This window comes from Cylindrospermopsis raciborskii Cr2010 (genome assembly GCF_003367075.2).
Lineage (GTDB): Bacteria > Cyanobacteriota > Cyanobacteriia > Cyanobacteriales > Nostocaceae > Raphidiopsis > Raphidiopsis raciborskii.
This window is the reverse complement of sequence record NZ_CP065936.1, coordinates 2,316,260-2,342,395: the sequence shown is the minus strand read 5'-3', so window position 1 is coordinate 2,342,395 and position 26,136 is coordinate 2,316,260. Positions and strand designations below refer to the sequence as shown.

The 26,136-nt window shown below is 39.4% G+C and carries 20 protein-coding genes and 1 tRNA gene; 10 read left to right on the top strand and 11 right to left on the bottom strand.

The window, feature by feature from the left end; genetic code table 11:
• Positions 1-81 precede the first annotated feature (81 nt).
• The 6 genes from C6N34_RS10590 (at position 82) to C6N34_RS10565 (ending at position 7,442) form a co-directional block, all read left to right on the top strand.
• Entirely contained in the window at positions 82-2,343 is a 2,262-nt protein-coding gene (locus tag C6N34_RS10590; RefSeq protein ID WP_115539350.1) for an IMS domain-containing protein, read from the top strand.
• A 117-nt stretch (positions 2,344-2,460) separates the two neighbouring features.
• Positions 2,461-4,218, top strand: a complete 1,758-nt coding sequence (gene argS / locus C6N34_RS10585; RefSeq protein WP_057177084.1) for an arginine--tRNA ligase — start codon at positions 2,461-2,463, stop codon at positions 4,216-4,218.
• 30 nt (positions 4,219-4,248) lie between these two features.
• A complete protein-coding gene (locus tag C6N34_RS10580) occupies positions 4,249-4,632 on the top strand; it encodes a hypothetical protein (RefSeq protein ID WP_006276867.1) in 384 nt (127 codons plus the stop codon).
• Between the two features lie 92 nt (positions 4,633-4,724).
• Positions 4,725-5,453 (top strand): SDR family oxidoreductase, encoded by a 729-nt coding sequence (locus C6N34_RS10575; RefSeq protein ID WP_006276866.1) that lies wholly within the window; start codon positions 4,725-4,727, stop codon positions 5,451-5,453.
• A gap of 193 nt (positions 5,454-5,646) precedes the next feature.
• A complete protein-coding gene (hppD, locus tag C6N34_RS10570) occupies positions 5,647-6,690 on the top strand; it encodes a 4-hydroxyphenylpyruvate dioxygenase (RefSeq protein ID WP_181406995.1) in 1,044 nt (347 codons plus the stop codon).
• Between the two features lie 71 nt (positions 6,691-6,761).
• The gene (locus tag C6N34_RS10565; protein WP_115539352.1) at positions 6,762-7,442 is read left to right on the top strand and encodes an HAD family hydrolase; all 681 of its coding nucleotides are present in this window, start codon (positions 6,762-6,764) and stop codon (positions 7,440-7,442) included.
• Here C6N34_RS10565 and C6N34_RS10560 read toward each other — a convergent pair.
• From C6N34_RS10560 to C6N34_RS10530, 7 genes are all read right to left on the bottom strand, one after another.
• On the bottom strand, positions 7,429-7,764 hold the full coding sequence (locus tag C6N34_RS10560; RefSeq protein WP_057177249.1) for a hypothetical protein: 336 nt from the start codon (positions 7,762-7,764) through the stop codon (positions 7,429-7,431). The genes C6N34_RS10565 and C6N34_RS10560 overlap by 14 nt on opposite strands.
• A gap of 108 nt (positions 7,765-7,872) precedes the next feature.
• The gene (locus tag C6N34_RS10555; RefSeq protein ID WP_040008777.1) at positions 7,873-8,376 is read right to left on the bottom strand and encodes a hypothetical protein; all 504 of its coding nucleotides are present in this window, start codon (positions 8,374-8,376) and stop codon (positions 7,873-7,875) included.
• Positions 8,377-8,475: 99 nt separating this feature from the next.
• Entirely contained in the window at positions 8,476-9,909 is a 1,434-nt protein-coding gene (gene gltX, locus C6N34_RS10550; RefSeq protein WP_057177250.1) for a glutamate--tRNA ligase, read from the bottom strand.
• A gap of 74 nt (positions 9,910-9,983) precedes the next feature.
• Positions 9,984-10,057: transfer RNA gene (locus C6N34_RS10545), tRNA-Asp, on the bottom strand.
• A gap of 102 nt (positions 10,058-10,159) precedes the next feature.
• Positions 10,160-12,229 carry a thioredoxin domain-containing protein gene (locus C6N34_RS10540; RefSeq protein ID WP_115539353.1) on the bottom strand — a complete coding sequence of 690 codons (2,070 nt, stop codon included), beginning with the start codon at positions 12,227-12,229 and terminating at the stop codon, positions 10,160-10,162.
• A 62-nt stretch (positions 12,230-12,291) separates the two neighbouring features.
• The gene (locus tag C6N34_RS10535; protein ID WP_096547656.1) at positions 12,292-13,731 is read right to left on the bottom strand and encodes an FAD-binding domain-containing protein; all 1,440 of its coding nucleotides are present in this window, start codon (positions 13,729-13,731) and stop codon (positions 12,292-12,294) included.
• 499 nt (positions 13,732-14,230) lie between these two features.
• On the bottom strand, positions 14,231-15,394 hold the full coding sequence (locus C6N34_RS10530; RefSeq protein ID WP_115539354.1) for an HhoA/HhoB/HtrA family serine endopeptidase: 1,164 nt from the start codon (positions 15,392-15,394) through the stop codon (positions 14,231-14,233).
• A gap of 102 nt (positions 15,395-15,496) precedes the next feature.
• On the opposite strand from C6N34_RS10530, the gene C6N34_RS10525 reads away from it, so the two are divergent.
• Entirely contained in the window at positions 15,497-15,889 is a 393-nt protein-coding gene (locus tag C6N34_RS10525; protein ID WP_115539355.1) for a metal-sensing transcriptional repressor, read from the top strand.
• Here the strand turns inward: C6N34_RS10525 and C6N34_RS10520 are convergent.
• A complete protein-coding gene (locus C6N34_RS10520) occupies positions 15,886-16,884 on the bottom strand; it encodes a DMT family transporter (RefSeq protein ID WP_115539356.1) in 999 nt (332 codons plus the stop codon). The genes C6N34_RS10525 and C6N34_RS10520 overlap by 4 nt on opposite strands.
• Positions 16,885-16,995: 111 nt before the next feature.
• On the opposite strand from C6N34_RS10520, the gene C6N34_RS10515 reads away from it, so the two are divergent.
• Together C6N34_RS10515 and C6N34_RS10510 are read left to right on the top strand one after the other, a co-directional pair.
• Complete coding sequence (locus C6N34_RS10515; RefSeq protein WP_115539357.1) at positions 16,996-18,108, top strand: ABC transporter ATP-binding protein; 1,113 nt, start codon at positions 16,996-16,998, stop codon at positions 18,106-18,108.
• A gap of 116 nt (positions 18,109-18,224) precedes the next feature.
• Complete coding sequence (locus C6N34_RS10510) at positions 18,225-20,906, top strand: DNA polymerase III subunit alpha (protein ID WP_115539358.1); 2,682 nt, start codon at positions 18,225-18,227, stop codon at positions 20,904-20,906.
• On the opposite strand, the gene C6N34_RS10505 is transcribed toward C6N34_RS10510, so the two are convergent.
• Positions 20,884-22,053 carry a helix-turn-helix domain-containing protein gene (locus C6N34_RS10505; protein ID WP_369806393.1) on the bottom strand — a complete coding sequence of 390 codons (1,170 nt, stop codon included), beginning with the start codon at positions 22,051-22,053 and terminating at the stop codon, positions 20,884-20,886. The genes C6N34_RS10510 and C6N34_RS10505 overlap by 23 nt on opposite strands.
• A 658-nt stretch (positions 22,054-22,711) precedes the next feature.
• Between C6N34_RS10505 and bioU the strand changes: the two genes are divergently transcribed.
• Positions 22,712-23,716 (top strand): (S)-8-amino-7-oxononanoate synthase BioU, encoded by a 1,005-nt coding sequence (gene bioU / locus C6N34_RS10500; protein WP_115539368.1) that lies wholly within the window; start codon positions 22,712-22,714, stop codon positions 23,714-23,716.
• A gap of 28 nt (positions 23,717-23,744) precedes the next feature.
• Here bioU and C6N34_RS10495 read toward each other — a convergent pair whose 3' ends face one another.
• Positions 23,745-25,004 (bottom strand): type II secretion system F family protein, encoded by a 1,260-nt coding sequence (locus C6N34_RS10495; protein WP_057177258.1) that lies wholly within the window; start codon positions 25,002-25,004, stop codon positions 23,745-23,747.
• Positions 25,005-25,046: 42 nt separating this feature from the next.
• Entirely contained in the window at positions 25,047-26,123 is a 1,077-nt protein-coding gene (locus C6N34_RS10490) for a type IV pilus twitching motility protein PilT (RefSeq protein WP_115539360.1), read from the bottom strand.
• Between the last annotated feature and the right edge of the window lie 13 nt (positions 26,124-26,136).

Below are 26,136 nucleotides of genomic sequence, written 5' to 3'. Positions count from 1 at the left end.
CTATGTTAGAGACGGCTTTTTGGTACAATATTGTGTGGAAATAGTCCAGGTTAAATATCTCTAGAATGGGGATTAAACACGGTGCAGGGGAAGCAAGCTGTGCAAATCGCGCTCGATTATTACCGAATCTTAGGACTCCCATTGGCTGCAACCGAGGAGCAACTCCGTCAGGCCTATAATGATCGCATTTTACAACTGCCACAACGGGAATATTCTACCTTGGCAATAGCTGCTCGCAAGCGAATCCTGGAACAAGCCTACATGGTTCTCTCAGATCCGAGAGAGCGTAGTAAATACGATCAAGCATATCTAGCATACGCATACGATCAGACAAAAATAGAGATAGCATCCGAGGACAATGGGGAAACAGGTAACCAAAATCATAATCCTCAACCCCTAACTATAGACGTTGCCAAAGAAAACTTAGTTGGTGCCTTAGTACTACTTCAAGAGTTGGGTGAATATGAGTTGGTACTAAGATTAGGTCAGCCATACTTGACGAATAGGGTCCCAGGTAAGTCTGATCGTCACTCTCAAAGGCGTACGTTAACCAATGCTGATGAATTGCCAGACGTTATTCTAACGGTTGCTTTGTCTTGTCTGGAATTAGGAAGGGAACAATGGCAACAAAGCAATTATGAGAACGCTGCCATATCCCTAGAAACAGGAGAGGAACTGCTCCTGCGGGAGGGAATGTTTACTAGTGTGCAAGGGGAAATTGCAGCGGACGTATGCAGGCTCAGACCTTATAGAATTTTGGATCTATTGGCTCTACCGATGGAGCGGACTAAGGATCGTCATCAAGGTTGGGAATTGCTACAAAATATTCTCGACCAAAGAGGTGGCATTGATGGCGTGGGGAATGATCAAACAGGTTTGAATGTGGACGATTTTCTCCGGTTTATTCAACAGCTACGACACCACTTAACGGTATCGGAACAACATAAACTTTTTGAATCTGAAAGTAAAAGACCTTCTACCGTAGCAACCTACTTATTTGTTTACGCACTAATCGCTAAAGGATTTTGCCAAAGGCAACCAGCTTTGATTCGTCAAGCCAAGCAAATTTTGCTTCCTTTAGCTAAACGTCAAGATGTACATCTAGAACAAGCTTTGTGTGCTTTACTACTGGGACAAACGGAAGAAGCAACCCGTGTTTTAGAACTAAGTCGGGAATATGAACAATTGACCATAATTAGACAGCAGTCTCAGGATTCACCAGATTTGTTACCGGGACTGTGTTTGTACTGCGAGCAGTGGTTAGATCAAGAGGTATTTCCCCATTTTCGAGACTTAGGTAAACAGCAAGCTTCCTTAAAAGATTATTTTGCTGACAAACAGGTACAAGCATACTTAGAGCAATTACCAGCAGATCCATATACAACCGAGGAAGTAAGGACAGTCAACAGTCAGGTTGGTTCACTATCAGGGATTGGCATTCCCCATACTAGCTTTAGAGAAGATGAACACCTACCTATTGTGAGTTCCTCCCAAGACCTAGAGGAATGGAAGGAACCTAAGATGGAGGTAGCTTCTCAAATTTCCACTGCGCATCCACAGGAGAGGGGAAAACAGTGGAAGATCTCAGGATATAGTCACAACTCTCATGGTTTCCTTGCACAGGAGGGAACAAACCAATCTAGTAAATATAAACATCGTAGACGAGGTTCAACTGGTATTCAAGAAGAACAGGTAGAAGAGAAACCTTCACATAATCGTTCACATAATAAGTATAGACAAAATTTCACTCGTAAATTTCCTGATTTAACCCGATTAAATATATTTTTTCTAATAGGGGGCATATTAGGGCTGTGGGTTTTAATACCTGCGATTTGGGGGAGGTTAAACAGTACAATGGTAGACCAGCCAAATTTACAGGGAGGAAAACTTGTGGTACAGTTGAATCAACCAACCGTTGTTATACCTACACTCTCGCCTCAACCAGCACCACCATCCGGACAACTCACAAAGGCGATCGCTCAAACACTAATTGAAACCTGGTTATCGACGAAAGCAGCAGCGATGGGTCCCAATCATGAGATCAAAAGATTAGACAAGATTTTAATAGATCCAGCCCTATCCCAATGGCAATCTATAGTTAAACAGGATATGGCTACAAAGCGCCATCGTAAGTATAAACATGAAGTGAAAATAGAACTTGTTCGTCAGGAGGGAAATACCTCGAACAATGCGTTAGTGGAAGCTACGGTTAAAGAAATCACCGATTTTTACCGAGGGGGAAATCGCCAGACATCTGGTCGAGAAGCATTGCGAGTTAGATATGATTTGAACCGCCAGCAAAACTCTTGGCGCATCCGCAATATGACCATAGTGAAATCCTAAAGATAAAATTGTGAGCGAGGATTGTAAAGGTTAGCCATCCGTTAAAATAGTTAGACAGCAGTGAACCAAAATCAACCGGGTTTTAGAGTTTTCCACACCAATAGACTTAATTAAAATATGAACGCTACACAACAAAAACTGAAACTGAAACTACAGCAAGCATTAGTGGCTAGATTTGGGGAAGATTATATGCAGGTAGATCCCATTTTAGTAGCAGCAAGTAATCCTAAATTTGGTGATTTTCAGGCCAATGTGGCATTATCCCTGAGTAAAAAATTGGGAATGCAGCCCAGGGCTATTGCTACATCCATAGTAGAGGAATTAGACGTATCAGATATGTGTGAAGTACCAGAAATTGCTGGACCTGGATTCATTAATCTAAAATTACAAACATCCTATTTAGAATCACAACTGAATGCCATTAAAACAGATCCCCGTTTAGGAGTTACTAGAGTGGATCAACCTGAAAAGCAGATAGTTGATTTTTCCAGTCCAAACATAGCTAAAGAAATGCACGTTGGACATTTGCGTTCCACCATTATTGGTGATTGTATTGCCAGAATTTTAGAGTTTCGTGGTCATCAGGTATTAAGACTAAATCATGTAGGTGATTGGGGGACACAATTTGGCATGTTAATTGCCTATTTACGTGAGGTGTATCCACAAGCGCTTACCACTGCCAATGTTCTAAATATAGGAGATTTAGTCAGTTTTTATCGTCAAGCCAAGCAGAGATTTGATGCAGATGCAACTTTTCAAGAAAGAGCACGTCAAGAGGTAGTTAAACTACAAGCGGGAGCAGAAGATACAACTCATGCATGGAAGTTATTGTGTGCACAATCACGTAAAGAATTTCAGACAATTTACGACCTGTTAGATATTAAAATAATTGAAAGAGGAGAATCATTTTATAATCCCTTTCTATCAAAAATAGTGGAGGATTTAGAAACAGCAGGACTCGTAGAAGAAAATCAAGGAGCAAAATGCGTTTTCCTGGAAGGATTTACCAATAGAGAAGGGGAAGCACTACCATTAATCGTACAGAAATCAGATGGTGGTTATAACTACGCGACAACAGATTTAGCAGCATTACTTTACCGTATTCGGGAAGATCAAGCTAAAAGGATAATTTACGTCACCGATGCGGGACAAGCAAATCACTTTGCCCAATTTTTTCAAGTTGCTCAAAAAGCTGGGTGGATACCCGCTGATGTAGAATTGGTTCACATTCCCTTTGGGTTAGTCTTGGGTGAAGATGGCAAAAAATTCAAAACCCGTTCTGGAGACACGGTAAGATTAAAAGACCTATTGGATGAAGCAGTTTTCCGCGCTCGCACAGATTTAGAAGCTAGATTACAACAAGAAGGTAGACAAGAAACCCCGGAATTTATCCAGAACGTGGCTCAAACAGTTGGAATAAGCGCGGTAAAATATGCAGACTTGAGTCAAAATCGTACCAGTAGCTATGTTTTTAGTTATGATAAGATGCTTTCTTTAAAAGGCAATACAGCACCATATATGCTATATGCTTATGTGCGAACTCAGGGTATTAGTCGAGAAGGTAAAATTGACTTTGAAAATTTGGCTCCCGATGCCAAAATTATTCTTCAAGAAGAGACAGAGTTAGCCCTAGCCAAGAATTTATTACAATTAGATGAGATTCTTTACCAGGTAGAGCAGGATTTATTGCCCAATCGTCTATGTGATTATTTGTATAATCTCAGCGAAAAATTTAATAAGTTCTATGACAGGTGTCCAGTGCTTAAAGCAGAAGACCCAATTAGAACTTCCAGATTGATGTTATGCTACCTAACAGCAAAAACCCTGCGACTGGGACTGAATTTACTAGGAATTAAGGTGATTGAAAGAATCTAAAAACTCTAAAATGTCTATACACAGAGAAAAATGAAACCATTGGTTATCAAAACGCTCATTACATCCCTGGGGTTACTATTATTCAACCCCTATCCAGCATCAGCACAACTCATTCCCGAACCTTGGGTAGCAGTGGGATCTAGGGATAGCACCATCACCTACGCGGGGGGTGTCAAGGTTTTTGGTTTTGGTTTAGAAGTGGGGACTGGTAAAGATGGTGTTACCGGTGCTGACCTTCTCAAGTTTATTAATCTGCCATTTATATCTCCATACGTCGGAGTTGGTTATTATTCAACTAACAAGGAAGTGTCTCTTTCCGGTGGCGTCCACGTGGAAACAAGTAAACACATTTTTATCGGAGCGGGATATAATTCCATTCGGGGATTTAACGGACAAATAGGGATTAAACTTTAACTGGATCTTTACTGAACTCTAACTGAATAGTTGAGTGGAAACCATATCTCATGTTATACTACCCTGAGTAGTTTAACGTCGCCATAACTCTCATGCAGGATCAAGTTCAGAATCGACTCAAGGATCAAGTTATAGTCATCGTTGGTGCTACTGGTGGTATTGGTTCAGCTTTAACCCGTAAATTAGCATCTACTGGAGCAAGGTTGGTCCTATCTAGTAGGGATGGGATAAGGTTACAAAACCTGGTGAGCGATTTATCATCGGAATCACTGGTAGTACCAACGGATATTACTCAACCAGAACAGGTCGAAGCACTAATACAAACAACCATAGCCAATTTTGGTAAAATTGATGTTTTGGTCAATGCAGCAGGACTAGGAATTCTTAAAGCATATAATAACATACAACCGGAGGAGTTAAATCGAATTCTGGATTTGAACTTGAAGGGTTGTTTCTATACTTGTCAAGCAGCTGCCAAGGAAATGCAAAAACGTAAATTTGGTCATATTTGTAATGTAGTAGGTATATTAGGTAAACATTCAATGCCCATGGCAGCGGCTTACTCTGCTTCCAAATTTGGTGTGGTGGGATTTAGCAAGTCCATGGCGGAAGAATTAAAGCGATTTGGTGTCAAGTTTACATTGTTTTATTTTGGTGGGATAGATTCTCCTTTTTGGGATCATGTCAGCATGAAGGTAGATAGAACAAAAATGTTAAGTTGTGAAACCGCAGCCAATGCAATTTTTTATGCTTTATCATTAGAACCTCAAGCAGTACCAATGGAAATTAATATTCAACCTGATAGTCATTTATTTTTCTAGGGGGATTCTTGACAAACTTAGGTGCTATTAAGTGGGGAGCCACAATTATTTGTAGGATGGGTCGAGTGACTAGACCCATGTGGGCGTCGGGTTTCATACTTCAACCCAACCTACGTTCATCTTATATTTAATTCCACCCACCTACTTACATAATTCCATGCTAAGCAAAAGTCTTTAATCAATAAAAACTAATATGATGCAAATTGATCATGTTCACTTTTATGTAGAAAATGCCCACAGGTGGCGAGATTGGTTTGTCAACAATTTAGGTTTTCAACAAGTTCCCCACAGGGGAACTTTTTTCGATTTGATAAATCACCAAAAATTGCGTGATACTGATACCCAAGTGGTGAGAAGTGGTAATGTTTGTTTTTTAATTTCTTCGCCATTATTGGAAACTAGTCCTGTAACAAATTTTTTATGTCATCATCCCCCTGGTGTAGCAGACGTAGCTTTTCTTGTAGAGGATATAGAAACAGTTATAGCAAGGGTGATTAGTCATGGTGGCATACTTTTAAAACCTATTCAAAAAACTCAATTTGGTAAATGTTGCCAAATAAAAGGTTGGGGAAATTTAACTCATTCATTAATTGAGTCAACCAGGAGATTAATTATCCACCAGGATAGTTTTCTCGATGTGGACCATGTAGTGTTAAATGTGGAATCTGGAGATTTGGCAACCGCAGCTACATGGTATGAAAATATTTTGGAATTTAAACCCCAACAAAGTTTTAATATCCACACAGGAATTTCAGGACTAAATAGTCAAGTCATGATCTCCGGTAATGGAAAAGTTAAATTACCTATAAATCAACCAACATCTAATAATTCTCAAATCCAGGAGTTTTTACATTTCAATCGTGGTTCCGGTGTGCAACACATCGCCCTAAGTACCACAAATATTGTCCAGGCGATCGCCCGCTTTCGTGCTGCTGGTGTCACCTTTCTTTCCATACCTCAAAGTTATTACTCACAACTAGATCAGCGGTTCCAATCTGTTTTGTCTCCCTCAGAATTTCAGGCGATCGCCCAGCAAGAGATTTTGATTGATTCTCAGGGATCTACAAATGGCTTATTGTTGCAGATCTTTACCCAGCCAATTTTTAACGAACCGACGTTTTTTCTGGAATTTATTGAACGTCGTTCCCATCCTTCTGGTTTTGGTGAAGGTAATTTTCGCGCCCTGTTTACCGCTATGGAGAATGAGCAGATTAAACGTGGTTTCGTTAGCAGTTAAAGGTTTTTAAAAACCTTTGGTTGTTGTTCCAATTTCTGGGATAATGATGGAAAAATTCATTTCAATAGCTAATGTTGAGACTAATCACTGATTTTGACGGACCAATTATGGATGTTTCTGAACGATACTATCGAGTGTACTTGTTGTGTTTACAGAAAACTAAGTACCCATCCCAGGTCATTCATAAACTAACAAAAGAAGAATTTTGGCAATTCAAGCGATCGCATACTGCTGAAAAACAAATAGCCTTTAAATCTGGACTGGATGCAGAACAAGCACAGGAGTTTGCTAAAATTCGCAAAGAAACCGTACATACAGAGCCTTATTTTGACTATGATATAATGGTTCCTGGAGCTTTAGAAGCTTTAGTTAAGGTAAAGGAAGCAGGAATTGACTTAGTAGTGATGACCATGCGACGGGTAAGGGAATTAAACTATGCTTTTGACAAGTTTAATTTAGACAAATTTTTTCCAGAAGATCGCCGTTATTGTCTGAGTAACGACTATATAAAAACCCGTGACATTGAAGATAAGCCATTGTTAATGGCTAAAGCGATCAAAGAACTTCCTCCTGCTACTGAAATCTGGATGGTGGGGGATACAGAAGCAGACATTACAGCAGCTAAGAAACATGCTGTCAAGATGATTGGGGTAGAGAGTGGAATTCGAGATCGGACTCAATTAGAACTCTATCAACCAGATTTCATCTTGGAAGATTTAAAAGCTGCTGTTAATTTCATCAATCAGTCTTGACCGATTGAGTGCCATATCTAAAATTGACCTGCCAAACTATTGCTCCCAGGTTAGTCAGCAGACAAGTAGTTCCTAAACTCAGTAAAATATAGGTTGGGGGCATAATTACACCAATACTAAACCAAGTATACACATGCCACACCATGAAAAAACTAAACACAGCTGCAATTCCAGCGGATTGAAATACTTGCCATCTTGGTCTATTAACAAATGTCAGGAAAAGCGTCATTACAGTTGCTAGTATGTTAGCAGGAACTAGAAAAGCACAAATCCCCACACAATTTGACCGAGAAAATTCAGATAAGCTGTGGAATTCTAACATTGGTAACTTTAGGGTTTAGTTTGTATAATGTGGACTCTGCTGCAAACTAGCTTAACATAAAAGTAAGTAATCACATTGAGTATTTTACAAAACTTAATCAAAACTCAATTACTTAACTTCTGTAATCTTTAAAGTATAGGGAAAATATTTTCCTTGTTGATAGGATCCAACCCAAATTTTATAAGTACCCTGCAACCATTCACCACTAATCCCCGGATTCTTGCCATCTAAATCATCATTACACCAGGTTCCACCCACTCCACTAATCATAATGGTTGTATCTTCTGGACTTTCCACTTGGAGCTTTAAGTAATCAAACTTACTAGTTAATTTCAGAATATGGTCTGGTGTTTCATCCACAAATCCACTACAAGGACCAGTGGGACTATTATCCATACGATTCACCTCACTCGACGGAATTAAACCACCACTCATTCCTCTTACCAACAATGGATCTGGGGAGAATTGATGGCCAATCTGTACATCTCCAAACATAGTTGGCATTTGTTGACCATTGGCAAAATCATCATTTACAAATGTCACTCCCAGACCAACTGTGAGTATTAATAGTCTAATTGATCTAATTGGTATATTCAGACTTTTTTTTTCCATAGTATCTATTCTACTTTCATCTTTACTCACATTATTGTTATTCCCAAGACAAAAATTCCCCATTCTGGGTTCCCAACTCCCCCATTTCCCCCTCTTCTTTTATATTAGAGCTTGACTCAGTCTTGTTTTATCCAAACCAATCTTATTTAACAGTACCCAGGACGTAATTAAGTCCGGACCATGTACATCCCCTGTTAAAGCTGCTCTCAAGGAACGCATAACTAAACCCTTTTTTACTCCCTGTTCTTTGACTACTTGCTTGAGGATATTTTGCGCTGTGTCCCCTGTTATTGTATTAATATCTAAAGCCACCAAAATTGCTTTAAGTAGGGCTTTTACCCCTTCTTGCTCCAGTTGTTGTCTCCCTTCTTCCGTCAACTCTACCCCATTGGTAAAAAAGATCTTGGTCATAGGTAGAGCATCCACCAAGCGGGTTAGACTGGGTGCTATTAAACTCACTAACTGCTCTAACCAGGGACGATCCCTACCATCGGTCAAGCTATACCCTGCATCTTGCCAAAAGGGTATTAATAAATCCGTTAGTTTTTCTATTGGCATATTATGAATGTACTGACTATTAATCCAGTCCAGTTTATCCCAGTCAAATTTTGCTCCTGCTTTGTTTACCCTGTCAAAGGTAAATTCCTTTGCTGCTTCTTCTAAGGTAAATATTTCCTGGGTTGAATCCGGTGCTGACCATCCCAATAAAGTCATATAATTGACCAGTGCTGGTGCAGTAAAACCCATCTTCTGGAAGTCTGAAATGGAGGTTACCCCATCTCGTTTTGACAGTTTTCTCCCCTCTTGGTTTAAAATTAGGGGTGTGTGGGCAAATTCGGGAATGTTTGCTCCCAGTGCTTCATACAACAAAATTTGTTTAGCTGTATTAGCAATATGGTCTTCTCCACGAATGACATGGGTGATTTCCATATCAATGTCATCTACTACAACCACAAAGTTATATAGGGGTTGACCAATTCCATCATCACTAGCACGAGCAATGACCATATCACCACCTAGGTCACTACCACGCCAACTCACTTCTCCCCTCACTAGATCATTCCAGAGGATTTGTCGCTGGTCGTCTATTTTAAACCTAATTACGTATGAACGTCCTTGTTTGACAAATTCTGCTTCCTGTTCTTGGCTCAATTCTCGATGACGGTTATCATATCTGGGCGCTTCATTTCTCGCTTTTTGCAGTTCCCTGAGAGCTTCTAATTCTTCCGTTGTGGTATAACAACGATAGGCTAAACCTTGGTCTAATAGTTTTTTCACTGCTAACTGGTATAGCTCTAACCTTTGAGACTGGAAAAAGGGTCCTTCATCCCAAGTTAATCCTAACCAGCTTAGTCCTTGTAAAATATTATCAGTGTATTCGGAACGAGATCTCTCTAGGTCTGTATCCTCAATGCGTACAATGAACTTTCCACCTTGATGATGGGCAAATAAATAGTTAAACACAGCCGTCCTGGCTGTACCAATATGCAAATTCCCAGTAGGACTGGGCGCTATACGAACTCTCACAGACACGCTTAATTCTCTCTTTCTAATTAATATACAACTCTAACCTAGATTGCTCTAGGATTCATCTCACATTTTATAAACGGGACTGACGGGGCTCGAACCCGCAACTTCCGCCGTGACAGGGCGGTGCTCTAACCAATTGAACTACAGTCCCAGAAGGTTTTTTGTTTTTACCCACTCCAAATATTATTACTAAATATTTTTTCCTTGTCAAGTGGTTAGGAGCAAAATTTTCTGAAAAACTTTTTGCCCCCTCTCAACTCAATCTATTGTGACTCCTTTGTACTTGAGCTAATAGTTCATTAAAATTTGCTGGTGCTGGTAAACATTTCAAACCTTGACACACTAGTCCTATAGTGTTACTTGGCAATTTTGATATGACATCAAAAATCGTTGTTGGTAAATATTTGCCGGCTAGTATTTTTATATTATCAATACTACTGCGAACTAAAGTGGAATTTCTATACCAATCAATAGCTATCAATAAACTGGGACAAGATTGGGGAGACTTTTCTATTATGGTGCTGAATGCTTTTAAAGCTGACTCAGCTAAATCCAAATAGTATAAGTTGTCTGTAAGTAAAGATAATTTAATCAAATTGGCGATCGCCACTCCATTAGCTGAAGGTGTGGCATTATCAACAAAGTTTCGCTCCCGAATAATTAAATCTTGACTATTGTCACTGGATGTGTTAAAATAACCTCCCAATTCCACACTCAGGAGAAATTCGTTAAATTCATCTTGAAGAGCGATCGCCTGTTCTAACCAGTTAGAACTGCCAGAGTCAGCTTGGTGTAGATCTAGTAGAGCCTTAATAAATAGAGCGTAGTCTTCAGACTGAGCTAAAACAGTAGGTTCACCATCATAGTTAAGCCTATGAAAACGTCCATCTACAAACTGATGATCTAAAATAAAGCGAGTAGCCTGCACAGCCAATTGTAAATAACTAGGTTGTTGAAAAACCTCACTAGCTCTAGCCAAACCGGAGATCATTAAACTATTCCACGCCACAATCATCTTAGTATCCGTAACAGGTGGAATACGACCATGCCAAGGATTAGTTTTTGCCTCATGATTATTTCGTGCTGGGGGGAAAATTGTCAAAGTTTCAGCAGTCTGACCATAACGGCAAAGAAATAATCTCCCCAAGATCAATTCCAGACTTGAACTTAGTTCTCCTGTAGATAACCGCTGTAAAACATTCTTACCCTCAAAGTTACCTTCTAAACTTAGAGAGAAATGCTCCTTTACTTCCAGCAACTCTTGGTCACTTAACAGCTCTTGTAATTCCCGATAACTCCACACATAGAAAGCACCTTCTTCCGGTTCCATATCAGTGGAACAGTTAAAACTATCCGCATCCTGAGCAGCATAAAAATAACCTGTAGGGGATATCATTTCCCGTTCTAACCAACTTACTGTGCCAGCCACTGCACGTTTAAAAGCTGGTTCTTCCACCCCTGCACTCCACAAATTAGCCAAATATTCAACAATTTGACCATTGTCATAAAGCATCTTTTCAAAATGGGGCACAGTCCAGGTAGCATCAACCGTATAGCGATGGAAACCACCACCCACATGGTCATAAATTCCCCCCAGGGCCAGATCCAGACCTCGTTGGGTAGCCATTTGCAGTCCATCATTTGCAGATGGGTAGTTAAAGCGAGTACCTTGTAAAACCAACTGACAATAGGGAATCATCGGAAAACTATTACCCATTTGTTTGGGAGTAATCACCCCCATAGCAGTTTCCCAACCTTGTTTTAAAAACCTGTGGAATTGACTATGGGCAAATTGATCCAGATCATGGTTTTGCAACACAGTAGAACTGAGTAAAGCTTCTAAAATAGATGCTTTGCGCTGACGAAAGTCCTCTTTTTGATGATCATAATAATGACGGATAGCTTGTAGTATTTCCAGGAAACCCGGACGACCATAGCGGGGAGCAACAGGAAAATAGGTCCCAGCATAAAAGGGGACTAAATCATCAGGAGAGAGAAAAGCATTCAGTGGCCAACCACCCTGTCCAGTCATCATCTGTAGACTCTGCATATAGATACTATCAATATCAGGTCTTTCTTCCCTATCTACCTTAATGGGAATAAAATTGGCATTCATATATTCAGCAATTGCCAAATCAGAAAATGCTTCTCCCTCCATAACTGTGCACCAATGACAACTGGAATAGCCAATGGAAAGGAAAATTGGTTTATCTTCAGTTTGAGCCATTAACAATGCTTCATTACACCAAGTCCACCAATCAATAGGGTTATCAGCGTGTTTCCTCAAATAAAGACTTCTAGTTTTAGCTAAACGGTTGGTCATAAGAAAGTTTATAATTAAAGATGATATAGTATGGCTTGTTCTGGGTGGGTTATGGTATGAATCTAACCAAAAGCCACTTTTTGCTGTTGATACAATTGTTTAAATAGAGCTTGCTGTTTTTTATGGTCTACAATAGATGCAGGATAACCAACACTTTGGCGTTCCAAGGGTGTTATATTACCACCAATTAAATATTCCGTCTCCACAGATGCCAATTCCCCTACCCAGTGTCTAATATATTCCCCATCGCTATCAAATTTTTGTGCTTGGCTAGACGGGTTAAAAATTCTTAATGGTTTAGGATCCATTCCGCTAGATGCGCTCCATTGCCATCCTCCATTATTAGCAGATAAATCACCATCAATGAGTTTCTGCATAAAATACTTCTCCCCCCACTGAGGATTAATAATTAAATCCTTAGTTAAAAAACTGGCTACTATCATTCTACACCTATTGTGCATCCAACCAGTCTCATTTAATTGTCGCATAGCAGCATCCACAATCGGATAACCAGTTTTTCCTTCACACCAAGCCTGAAAATGCTCTTGGTTATCAGACCAGGGAAAGTTTTTAAAAACATCCCTATAGGCGCCTTCAGCTAATTCAGGAAAGTGGTACATGGCATGCTGATAAAATTCCCGCCAGGCTAATTCTTTTTGCCAAGTGATAATACCATTACTAAACTCTTGACTGTTGCTTATGGCTAATAACTCCTGAGTTTTTTGCCAGATAGTCCTAATTCCAATTACCCCAAATTTCAGGGCGGGACTTAACAAAGATGTGCCATCAATAGCCGGATAGTTTCTCTTTTCTTCATATTCATCAATAGCACAATCCAGAAAATCTGTTAGTCTTTCCCAAGCTGCTACTTCCCCCGGTTCAAGTATTAGTTCCCCACTCCAGATAAAACCTAAATCTCTGGCAGTGGGCAATTTAATTACCCCTGATTTTTCAGCTATTTCCTCTTCTCTAGCTGTTAAGTTCTCACAGTTGGCTAAGATTTCTATTGGTTCCACTTTTGGTTGACTATGCCACTTTTTCCAAAAGGGAGTATAAACTGTATAGGGTGTCCCCGCACCACTGAGAATTGTGTCCGGTGAATGCAGTAATTGATCCCAATTTTTCTCTAAGGTTTCAATACCTCTGGTTTTTAGTGCCAGAGTTACATCCCGATCTCGTATTTGTGCATAGGGTTCCACATCCCAATTCCAAAAAACTGCCTTCGCTTCCAGTGCTTCAGCTAAATTGGGAATGGCTCTCACCGGATTATCATGTAAAATTAGTAACTGGCTGCCAGCTTGTAAATATAGACTCTCTAATGATTTCAAACAGCCAATCATGTAGGTTATTCTAGCAGGTGCTATATCATCCTGTCCTAATATGTTAGGGTCTAAGCAGAAAACACCTACTACTTTTTTGGTTTTTTCCCTGGCAACTCCTAGTCCCGTATTGTCAGAAGTACGTAAGTCTCGGCGATGCCAAAATAAAATTAAATCTGACATGGTCAAATAACCCATGTGAAAGGACTTGCAAGCGTTTTCCTCGCGGAAAAAACTAAGTGTGGCCTACTTATCTTTGAAGAGGTGCACAACGCTAACTGTAACATATATTTTTGACAAAGTTGAGTAACTCGGCAAAATATTTCCCATAAACCCAGCACTAAATTCATCCCCGGATTTCACAAGAAAATCGCCGAAAGGCACGGTTAGACAGGAAGTGCCAACGGCGAATTTATTCGCCTTGATATTTAACCGTGATGCGGATCTTCAATATTCCAGTGTTGTCTTTATGTTATTTTGTGGCTGCTATTGACAAGTAAGTCTTATCTGAGGCTATACTTTCGGAATAAACTTAAAGTAGCGGTGATGCTAAGAATTAATTTTAGCAGAATCAGTAGAGGCTGTTTAAGCCAGCCTCAGAAAGTTCGTTTATGGACTCTTCAGAAATCTCCGTGTCTTCAGACCGGAGAAGCTTAAGGGAGATGAATTGGTGAGATTTCACCTAGGAAATATTTTGCAATTCAGCGGTTGTCACCGAAAGATTTTGGGTTTTATTACCTCTTTGGACTTTCACTCGCAAAATCTGACCTAGACGACTATCCTCAACCACCTGTTGTAGTTGTTCAGCATTACTTATGGGTTGGTCATCAATCGCCACAATCACATCCCCACGTCGAACTCCACCCTCAGCAGCAGGGGAGTTAGGTACAACTCTCATTACTAATACCCCATTTACTTCTGGTAGTTCAAAGGTAGAGTTGGGATCGGTGTTATTTTGTCTAGATAATTGGGGTGTTAAGGTAATCATCTGCACTCCTAAATAAGGATGGGCAACCTTACCGTTCTTTTGTAATTCGGCCGCAATTACTTTGGCTTTATCAATAGGTATGGCAAAACCTATACCCATAGCATCAGCACGAATAGCTGTATTAATACCAATTACTTCCCCTTCCGCATTTAATAATGGACCACCAGAGTTACCAGGATTAATCGCTGCGTCGGTTTGAATGAAGTCTAGTCTTTTATCACTGATTCCTACCTGGGCGCTGGAACGTTTTAAGGTACTAACAATTCCTAATGTGACTGTATTATCAAATCCTAAAGGATTTCCCACTGCGATCGCCCAATCTCCTACTTGTACATTATTAGAAGAACCTAATGCAGCTACTGGTAAGTCCTTACCTGCATTGACTTTAACTACTGCTAAGTCTGTTACTTCATCAATGCCTTGGACTTTGCCTTCAAAAGTTCTACCATCTTTTAATCTCACCGTCACTTTATCCGCTTGATCCACGACGTGGGCATTGGTCAATACTAAGCCGCTCTTATCAATAATGAAACCAGAACCTAAACCTCTTAACTGCTCTGTTGGTGACATGGGTGGGAAGGTATCACCAAAAAAGCGTCGGAAGAATGGATCTTCCATAATGGGGTCAACGGGACGAGAAATGGTTTTTTCGGTGTCAATTCTCACTACAGCAGGCCCGACGCGATTAACTGCGGCAGTCACAAAACTGCTTTTACCAATTGCATCAGTTACAGCAGGTACCGATTGTGCTTGGGAGGGTGAAACTAACAGACTGGAAACCATTAACATCAAGCCCATGAACATTGCTACCACACGAGAGGTAATTGGGGAATGACGAACTTTAGGAAATCGCATCATCAAAACCTAATCTACAATTTTTATCTTGTTCTACTTACCAATTTAGCTAAAGTTATTATTGAAGTGGAAGCTCAAAAATTCAAGTTCAGCAGTTTATAATCTATGAACCCGTTAAATACGTTAGCTGATGATTTTTCCCAGGATATACATACTCACCATCATAACCATGACCATCAACAACATCCAGGTCACAATTCGGGGTTGGTGGGACCAGGTCATCCTCATGTTCATACGGAAGAATCACTAAGACGAATTGTCAACCGAATATCCCGCATAGAGGGACACATTCGCGGTATTAAAACCATGGTGCAACAGAATAGCCCCTGTCCGGAGGTATTATTACAAATAGCTGCGGTTCGAGGTGCATTAGATAAAGTTGCTCGCATCGTCCTGGATGAACATTTAACCGAATGTATTAGCCGAGCTGCCCAAAATGGTAACATTGATGCGGAAATGGAGCAACTAAAAGCTGCTTTAGACCGCTTCTTTCATTAGCCATTAATGGTCTCCACTTTCCGGTCTTCCTGTCCTGGTAGATTTTCTCTTTGATTAATTAAATAGATGCTAATCAGTGTGATCATAACTCCTATCCATTGGATCCCAGTCAAAACCTCTCCCAGTAAAATACGACCAAATATTAATGCAAATACCGGGGTGAGAAAGGTTAAAGAACTTAAACTTGTTAGGTTGCCAGTGGAGGCAAAGTAAAAGAATAAACCGTATGCGATCGCACTGCCTAATACGGTAGCATAAGTTAATGCCACCCAATCAGCGGGTAGTATATTTTGCCATTGGTCAACTTCTAGGAAAGAAGAAATTCCCCAAAGTGGTATTCCTCCCAAAATCATGTGCCATCCGGTAGCTATTACAGGGTCAGTATATTTACTAACAAAACGAATTAATATTGTTCCCAGTGCCATGGATAAAGCTGCCAGTAACATTAACCATTCGCCACTAGCAAATAAGGGTAATGAATTATCAAACAAATTATTGTTGGTACTATTGGTCACCACACCTGAGTGAATAAAATGCCAGATCCACTCCTGGGGTAACCCAATTAAACTGATACCAATCACTCCTAATGCCAGTCCTAACCATCCCCATAGACCAATACGTTCTTGAAACAACCACCATGATAATAGAGCAACAGCTAAAGGTTGGGAATCAATCATTACAGAACCCAAACCCGCAGTGGTTCTAGCTAACCCCTCCGCCAGAAAACCTTGGAATAGGGTGCCATCAACCACGGCAAATAATCCAATCCATAACCATGCTAACCATCCTTTAGGTTGATGTCTACCCATAAATGCACCGACTATTAAAATAAGCACTCCTGCTGGCACTAAACGCACACCTGCCATAAATAGAGGTGTGGTATGGGGAATTACTCCTTTCATAGCTACCATTGCCGTACCCCAAAGGAAAAATGGGGCAATTAATAATAAAGAAGAAGCTAGTATAGATCTGGATTCTCTTATTTGGAATTGCATTAAATTAATTAGATATTAAAATTTGAGATTTGGATGTTGGTGGTCAATTTTGCCATCCATCGGTTAGGTACATATAATATCATAGAAAATATAAAGTGAGGAAATGAAGGCATGGCTAAAGTTGTTTTGGATGATGTCAAACGGAAATTTGACAAAGTTACAGCAATTGAGAATATTTCCTTTGAAGTTCCAGATGGTGAGTTCTGGGTGTTGGTTGGTCCTTCAGGATGTGGCAAATCCACCATTCTGAGAACTATTGCAGGCCTAGAAACCATAACTTCAGGTAGTTTATATATAGGCGATCGCCTGGTTAATAATATACCAGCTAGATCCCGGGATGTGGCGATGGTGTTTCAAAATTACGCCCTTTATCCTCATAAAACCGTTGCTGAGAATATAGCTTTCGGTCTGGAAATGCGCCAGGTTGACCGCAAAACTATTCAATCTAGGATCATGTCCGTTGCTAAGGCCCTCTCCTTAGAACATCTTCTAGACAGAAAACCAAAGCAATTATCCGGGGGTCAACAACAAAGAGTAGCATTAGGCAGGGCGATCGCCCGTCAACCTCAAGTATTTTTACTGGATGAACCCTTGTCTAATCTGGATACGCAGTTACGGGATGATACGAGAACCGAGTTAAAACAATTACATCAAAAATTGAAGATTACCACCATTTATGTTACCCATGACCAGGTGGAAGCAATGACCTTAGCGGACAAAATTGTAGTCTTAAATCGGGGCAAAATTCAACAAATTGGGGATCCTCAGAGCATATATGGCCTACCCGCAAATCAGATGGTAGCGACTTTTTTGGGTAATCCACCCATGAACATTATACCTGCTACAGTGAAAGAGGATATGTTTGATGTGGGTGGACAGTTATTAGCTATTCCCAATCAGATTGCAGTTGTTAGCGCAGTTTATCCTGGACAAAATTATCACTTAGGTATTCGTCCAGAGCATATTCGTATAATTTGTCAAGAAACTGATTCCCAGAATATACTGAAAGAACCAGGAGAACTATGGGTAGAAGTGAAGGTTGTAGAACCTTTAGGAAAGGAAATATTGATTCGTGTGGAGTTACCTAGTTGTCCCGGGTTGATTAACATGCAGGTAGAGAGAGATAGACATTTACACCCCGGAGAAAAATTAAAAATATGTTTGGATTTAAACAATCTGTTTGTCTTTGAAACTAGTGATGGCGTGCGCATCTTCCCCCTATAGTTGAGTTTTTTTAGTTTTTTACCGGGTGGCAATAATTGTGAAAAAGGCTATAATAGGAACCTCAATAATTAACTTTAACCAAGTTAAACTAACTTCAACTAATATAAATTTATTTTATGTCCTTTGTACCTTTACACCTTCATAGTGACTACAGTTTACTAGACGGCGCTAGTCAAATACCAGAGTTAGTAGAGCAAGCGATCGCCCTAGGGATGAACAGTTTAGCATTGACAGACCATGGCGTAATGTATGGAGCGATAGAGCTAATTAAAATCTGTCGTAGCAAACCAGGATTCAAGCCAATAATAGGTAACGAGATGTATATCATCAACGGAGACATTGAAAAACAAGAACGTCGTGCGAGATACCATCAAGTTGTGTTGGCAAAAAACACCAAAGGTTATAAAAACCTAGTCAAACTAACCACCATTTCTCATCTAAAAGGAACCCAGGGAAAAGGAATTTTTTCTCGTCCTTGTATTAATAAAGACTTGCTCAAAGAACATAAAGAAGGTCTAATAGTAACGAGCGCTTGTTTAGCAGGAGAAATTCCCCAAGCAGTACTGGGAGGGAAATTAGAGAAAGCAAGAAAAGTTGCCACCTGGTATAAAGAAGTATTTGGAGAAGACTTTTATTTAGAAATTCAAGATCATGGCTCTCAGGAAGATAGAATTGTCAATGTAGAACTTGTAAAAATTGCCCGAGAACTAGACATTAAATTTATTGCCACCAATGATTCCCATTACATATCCTGTTTTGACGTAGAAGCCCATGATGCCCTACTTTGTATTCAAACTGGTAAACTAATTGCAGATGATAAGCGAATGCGGTATAGCGGTACTGAGTACCTAAAATCCACTCAAGAAATGCAGTTACTATTTCGAGATCACCTGACAGATGATGTAATTGCTGAAGCCATTGCTACCACAACAGAAGTAGCAGAGAAAGTGGAAGTCTATAATATTATGGACGAACCCAAAATTCCTGCACCACCCATTCCCACAGGACACACACCGGATACTTATACAGAAGAAGTAGCTTGGCAAGGACTATTAAAAAGATTAAATCGTAAATCTCGTAATGAGGTGGATACTGTATACAAAGAAAGACTAGAATATGAACTAAAAATGATTGAGCAAATGGGTTTTTCCAGCTACTTTTTAGTGGTTTGGGACTACATTAAATTTGCCCGAGATCATAACATTCCTGTAGGTCCAGGTCGAGGGTCAGCAGCTGGTTCATTGGTGGCTTATGCTATGGGAATTACCAATATTGATCCCGTACATCACGGACTACTATTTGAGCGGTTTTTGAACCCAGAGCGCAAATCTATGCCTGATATTGATACAGACTTTTGTATTGAAAAACGGGATCAAGTCATTAGTTATGTAACAGAAAAATATGGTGTGGATAAGGTTGCCCAAATCATTACTTTTAACCGCTTAACATCAAAAGCAGTCCTGAAAGATGTAGCCAGGGTATTAGATATCCCCTATGGTGAAGCAGACAAAATGGCCAAGATGATTCCTGTAGTCAGGGGAAAACCCACAAAACTTAAGGTAATGATTTCCGATGAAACTCCAGAACCAGAATTCAAGGCCAAATATGATAAGGAACAGCATGTTCGTCGTTGGATAGATATGGCTATGCGCATTGAGGGAACTAACAAAACCTTCGGTGTTCATGCAGCAGGAGTGGTAATTTCCTCCGAGCCATTAGATGAAATTGTGCCATTGCAGAAGAACAATGATGGTTCGGTTATTACTCAATATTTTATGGAGGATTTGGAGTCTCTGGGCTTGTTGAAAATGGACTTTTTGGGTCTGAGAAATCTGACCCTAATTCAAAAAACTATAGATTTAATTGAACAAAACCGAGGTTATACAATAGATCCAGATGATATTACCCGTCAAGAAAGAAAAGCTCAAAAGATCCTAGCTAAAGGTGAATATAGCACCTTACCTAAAGATGTAGCTCAAGCCTATTCTCTGCTGGAATCAGGAGATTTAGAGGGTGTATTTCAATTAGAATCTTCGGGAATGAAACAAATTGTTAGAGATCTAAAACCCTCCAATATTGAAGATATCTCTTCAATTTTAGCTCTATATAGACCCGGTCCCCTAGATGCTGGGTTGATTCCTAAGTTTATTAATCGTAAACATGGTCGGGAATCTATTGATTACGAATCCCAGATTTTACAGCCCATACTAAATGAAACCTACGGAATTATGGTCTATCAAGAGCAGATTATGAAAATTGCTCAAGATATGGCTGGTTACTCTCTCGGACAAGCGGATCTGCTACGTCGGGCCATGGGGAAAAAGAAGGTAGCAGAAATGCAAAAACAGCAGGAAAAATTTATTGATGGAGCAACAAAAAACGGGGTCAAAAAACAAGTTGCTGAACAATTATTTGCGGATATGTTAAAATTCGCTGAGTATTGTTTAAGTTATGAAACGGAAGTTTTAACCCTGGAGTATGGATTTGTGCCCATTGGAGAAATTGTGGATAAGCAAATGGTCTGTACAGTATTTAGTCTGAACGAGAGTGGTAACGTCTACACCCAACCTATCGGTCAATGGCATGATAGAGGGGTGCAGGATTTATACGAATACTGTTTAGACGACGGTTCAACAATCAGAGCAACTAAGGATCACAAATTTATGACCACCCAAGGAGAAATGGTACCGATTGACGAAATATTTCATCAAGGTTGGGAGCTAGTTCAGGTTTCTGGAATAAGTAAGTTGGTGCAGCAAAGAACGCTACCTTTCATCATTGTGGACCGCAAATTATAATATGATTATTAGCATCGTATTTTATTTTACCCTGTTTCTGTAGTTTGTTGAGTAAGCGAGTAATGGTTACTCTTGTGGAATTACAAGCAGTGGCAATATCCTCGTGAGTTAGGCGAAAAAGTAACCTTGTTCCTTCTACTACTGGTTCGCCAAGTTCTAGTTTTAACATTTCTAATAAACTGCTTAATCTATCCTCCACATTATAATGACTAATGATAAATAAAAAAGACTCTGTTTGTTGTAATCGCTGTTTAATTTTTGGTGACAGCATTTGATTCAAATTAGGAATAGCTCGCATTTCCGATACATAAATTAGGACTAGCTCAACATCAGAAATAGCTGTAGCTTCGTAAAGTGGTAGATTGGTCATAGTGGAACCAAAAACCATTCCTGAGGTTGCCAAACCTATGAGAATTTCTGTACCTGTTTGACTTAATGTACTCAGTTTCACCAAACCCTGTAGGACGTATCCAAAGTATGTATTACTTAAGGGAATATTATCCCTTTTAGAATATTTATGCACTTGGCGATCTTGTAATATTTCTTGGTGCATATCAATTGCTGTCATTTCCACAGTTCTTGATGTAGATGATTTTTGAATTAGCCAGTATAAATTCCTTTGATTGCTATGTAAATTGAAGCAAGATCTAACTATTAAACAGGCATCAAAAGAACTAACATAACGCGGTTTCAAAACTAAAAACAATTGTCTAACTTGATCGGATTTAGATAATTCAATAAGTTCACGACAAAAATACTGTTGGCATTCCTGAACAATAAAACTAATTAGGGGTTTACCAACTAGAAATTTTTGACTAATATTCAATAATCTTCCTGCTTCTTGGTTAGCATCTTCAATTATTCCCTGGAGGTTAGTGTGTAAATAACCTACTGGTAAATACTCAAATAATTCCTGATAGTGTTGACGTTCTATTTCTACTAAATTACGAGTTTGTACAAATTCTTCATTTTGTTGATGAAGTTCATCTATAGCTCCAAGCAACATTTTCAATGTGGTATGCAGCTCTTTAAAGACTTGTGGTAATAAATCAGAAGGGATCCATGGCAAGGCTATAGTAGTTTGATATAAATTTAATAAATGTTGCCGCATAACTCCCGTTCGCTGAAATAATCCTTCCATATTCACTTAATCACTCCTGTTTTGTTGCAATATATCTGCCGTAAATTCATTATTTTGCCTTTAAGTAGGGAGGCACAATTATTTGTAGGATGGGTCAAGTAACGAGACCCGTGGGGGTGTTGCAACCTACGTTCATCTTATATTTAATTCCACCCACCCATTTACAAAGAGTGCAAACTCTTTATCAAGTTTACTTACATAACTTGACAAGGTGAGTTAACAAAAATTGACTTATTTGAAGGTTTGTATTTTTTACGTTTTTATGTTTGATGTTTTTTGTTGTAACCGCCGTTGCATATACTTATTTTGTAATTCAAGCCACTCATCTATACAGTAATTTGACCAGCAAAAGCAGTATTCATTCCAGCAGAAGTCGCACAGACTGGAATTTCTGATTTGTCCATTACTGGTATGAATTGTCAAAGGGTTTTTAGGACAGGGGTGATAATTGCTCATGGATCTTCAACATGGTAGATATGTACTAATTAGCTGTCTGTAGAATCACTCATCTTAGAGATTTGGTGATTGTTGAGACTTTACGATAACTTACTAGGCAGAGTTACAACAATTAAAGAGACATCTCCGGAGAAATTCCCAAAAAATATTTATGAATAACCGATAAAATGAAGCATAATTAACCATGACCCAAGATACAAAAACCACGATGAATACAGGAATTACTAGTCAACCTCTTCGCATTGGAGTATTGGGCTTTGGCGGACTTGGACAAGCAGCAGCTAAAGTTCTGTCTGGGAAACGGGAAATGCTTCTAGTAGCAGTTGCAGATCAAAAAGGCTACGCCTACTCAACAGTTGGTTTAAACACAAACTTCGCCATTACCACTTATCAACAACAGGGATCCGTTGGTTACTTGCAGTCCCATGGTAATTTAAGTAATCACAGCATTAAGGATTTAATTGCTAATGCTCCAGGGGTGGATGCCTATTTTCTGGCTTTACCTAACCTTCCTAATGATTTTATCCCCAAAGTGACCCAACAATTTATCACTGCTGGTTGGCAAGGTGTGTTGGTGGATGCTATTAAACGCACCAGTGCAGTAGAGCAGCTTCTTGCCATGAAAAAAGAACTGGAGATGGCGCAAATTACCTATATGACCGGTTGTGGAGCAACTCCTGGACTTTTAACTGCTGCTGCTGCTTTAGCAGCTCAAAGCTATGCTGAAATTCATAAGGTAGAAATTACTTTTGGTGTAGGTATTGCTAATTGGGAAGCTTACCGCGCTACTATTAGGGAAGATATCGCGCACATACCTGGTTATAACGTAGAAATTGCCAGAGGAATGACCGACGAGGAAGTAGAAGCACTACTAGACAAAACTAATGGAGTGCTAACCCTAGAAAATATGGAACATGCTGATGATGTAATGCTAGAAATTGCTGGTATATGTCCACGGGATAGGGTGACAGTGGGTGGTGTGGTTGATACTCGTAACCCGAAAAAGCCCCTTAGTACTAATGTCAAAATTACTGGACGCACTTTTGAGGGCAGAATTTCTACTCATACCTTTACATTAGGGGATGAGACTAGTATGGCGGCTAATGTATGTGGACCTGCTTTTGGTTACTTGAAAGCAGGGTATCAATTCCACAAAAAAGGTATTTACGGTTTGTTTACCGCAGCAGAAGTTATGCCTCAGTTTGTTCGCTAGAAAGTGGGGAGATGGGTAAATGTACTGGCTATCCTATGTTTTCAAACATTCTAAACATTGGCAAGTACATAGCCAGCAAAATTGTCGCTACCATCCCTCCCAAGAGTACAATCATGATTGGTTCCAATATACTGAGAATTGATTTGATAGTTTGCTCCACTTCATGTTCATAAAAATCCGCAATTTTCATTAGCATTTCATCTAGTTCCCCGGTTTCTTCCCCAATTATCATCATTTGAATTGCCATTTGTGGAAACACCCCGCTTTTATTCAGAGATTGACTGAGCATACCCCCTTTTTCTAGGTCTTTCCTAGCATAATCAATAGCATTAGCAATGACCTGATTTCCCGATGTGTTTTTGACTATTGCTAAACTAGTGATCATGGGTACTCCAGAACGAATCAAGGAGGCAAAGGTTCTGCTGAATTTAGCCACAAAAGACTTTTGCATTAATTTTCCCAGTAGGGGAATTTTTAAAAATAGCCAATCAATCTTTAGTTTGCCCCCATTGGTTTTATAATATTGTTGAATAGCAAGTAATCCCATAATTATTAGTGTAATTATTACCAGAAAACCCCAGCTATTTAAAGTTTGACTAAAACTGATTAAAATTTTTGTGATTATTGGTAATTCTACTCCCATGTTTTTAAAAACATTGGCGAAAATGGGGATGATAAAAATTGTCATTGCCAAAGCAATAGCTATGGCGAAACAACCTACAAATATAGGATAGGAGAGAGCAGATTTAATTTGATTTTGTAGTTTAGCCAGGTCTTCTAATAATTTAGCCAATCGATGTAAAACATCATCAAGCACTCCTCCTGCTTCTCCAGCTTGCACCATACTAATATATAAAGCATCGAAACAATCGGGGTGCTTTTTCATGGAATCGGAAAGATTTATTCCTGTTTTAATATCCGTAGATATTTGATTTAGGGCTTTTTTCAATTTGGGGTTAGGACACTGTAGAGAAATAATATCCAAAGATTTTATGATTGTCACCCCTGAATTAACTAAGGTGGCAAATTGCCGGGAAAAAATCGCCTTATCTTGGACTGTTACCCTCACTAAGTAATGGGAAAAATAGTCCTGGAACTTTTGCCAATATAAATGTGAGTTTAATCTAGGAGATTTTTTGATGGATGATTTTGAGTATTTATTGAGAGCTTTCACCATTAGTCCCTGACAGCGGAGTTTATTTTGTGCTTCAGTTAGGGAATTAGCCATTAATTTCTGGGTTTTGGTTTTACCTTGAGAGTTTTGAACAACAGCAATGTAAATATCCATAGTTTTCTAGGTAGGAGATTTTTAGTAATTACAAAATACCGATTACAAAATACCAATTAACCGTTGCACTTCATCCGGTCTAGATGTCTTAGAAAGTGCTAGTTCTTGAGAAATAAGACCAGCTTTAAATAGCTCATATAGGGCTTTTTCTAAGGTTTGCATTCCCAATTTACTTCCTGTTTGAATAAAGGAATATATCTGGGCTATTTTTCCTTCCCTTATTAAGTTAGCAATTGCTGGAGTAACTATCATAATTTCCTGTGCCATCACCCGACTAGATCCACCTGGTCTAACGGTTTTTCTAGGGACTAGGATTTGACTGAAAACTGCCAATAGGGAGTTAGATAATTGTACTCTAATTTGCATTTGTCGTTCTGCAGGAAAAACATCAATGATTCTATCAATCGTCTGTGCTGCTGAATTAGTATGTAATGTGGCTAAGACCAAATGACCTGTTTCCGCAGCGGAAATAGCTAAAGAAATCGTTTCTAGGTCCCGCATTTCACCCACGAGAATAATATCTGGATCTTCTCGTAAAGCTGCTTTTAAAGCATTGGCAAAACTCCGTGTATCTTCACCTAATTGCCGTTGGTGGATTAAACTTTTAATTGGCTCATGCACAAATTCTATTGGGTCTTCTATGGTTAGAATATGTTCAGCTCGATTTTGGTTGATTAAATCAATCATTGCAGCTAGGGTAGTGGTTTTACCAGAACCGGTGGGACCTGTAACAAGAACTAGTCCTCTGGGTTTTTCTGCTATTTCTCGAACAATATTGGGCAAACCTAACTCTTGAAAATTGGGAATTTTATAACTTAAAACTCGTAAACAAGCTGCATAATTGCCCCTTTCTTTATAGACGTTAACTCGAAAACGTGCTAGAGCTTTTATTTCATAAGAACAATCTAACTCCCAGGTTTTTTCTAACCTGTGACGCTGGTCATTATTCAACATACTAAAAATCAGTCTTTCACATTCATTTGGTGTTAATATCTCATTACCTATAGGAGTCAGTTTTCCACCAATGCGAAAATAGGGTCTTAAACTTGCAGATAGATGCAGGTCTGAACCACCCATATCTACTAAATTTTGCAGCAGTTCTTGAATTGTGTATTCCATATATAATAGGAGA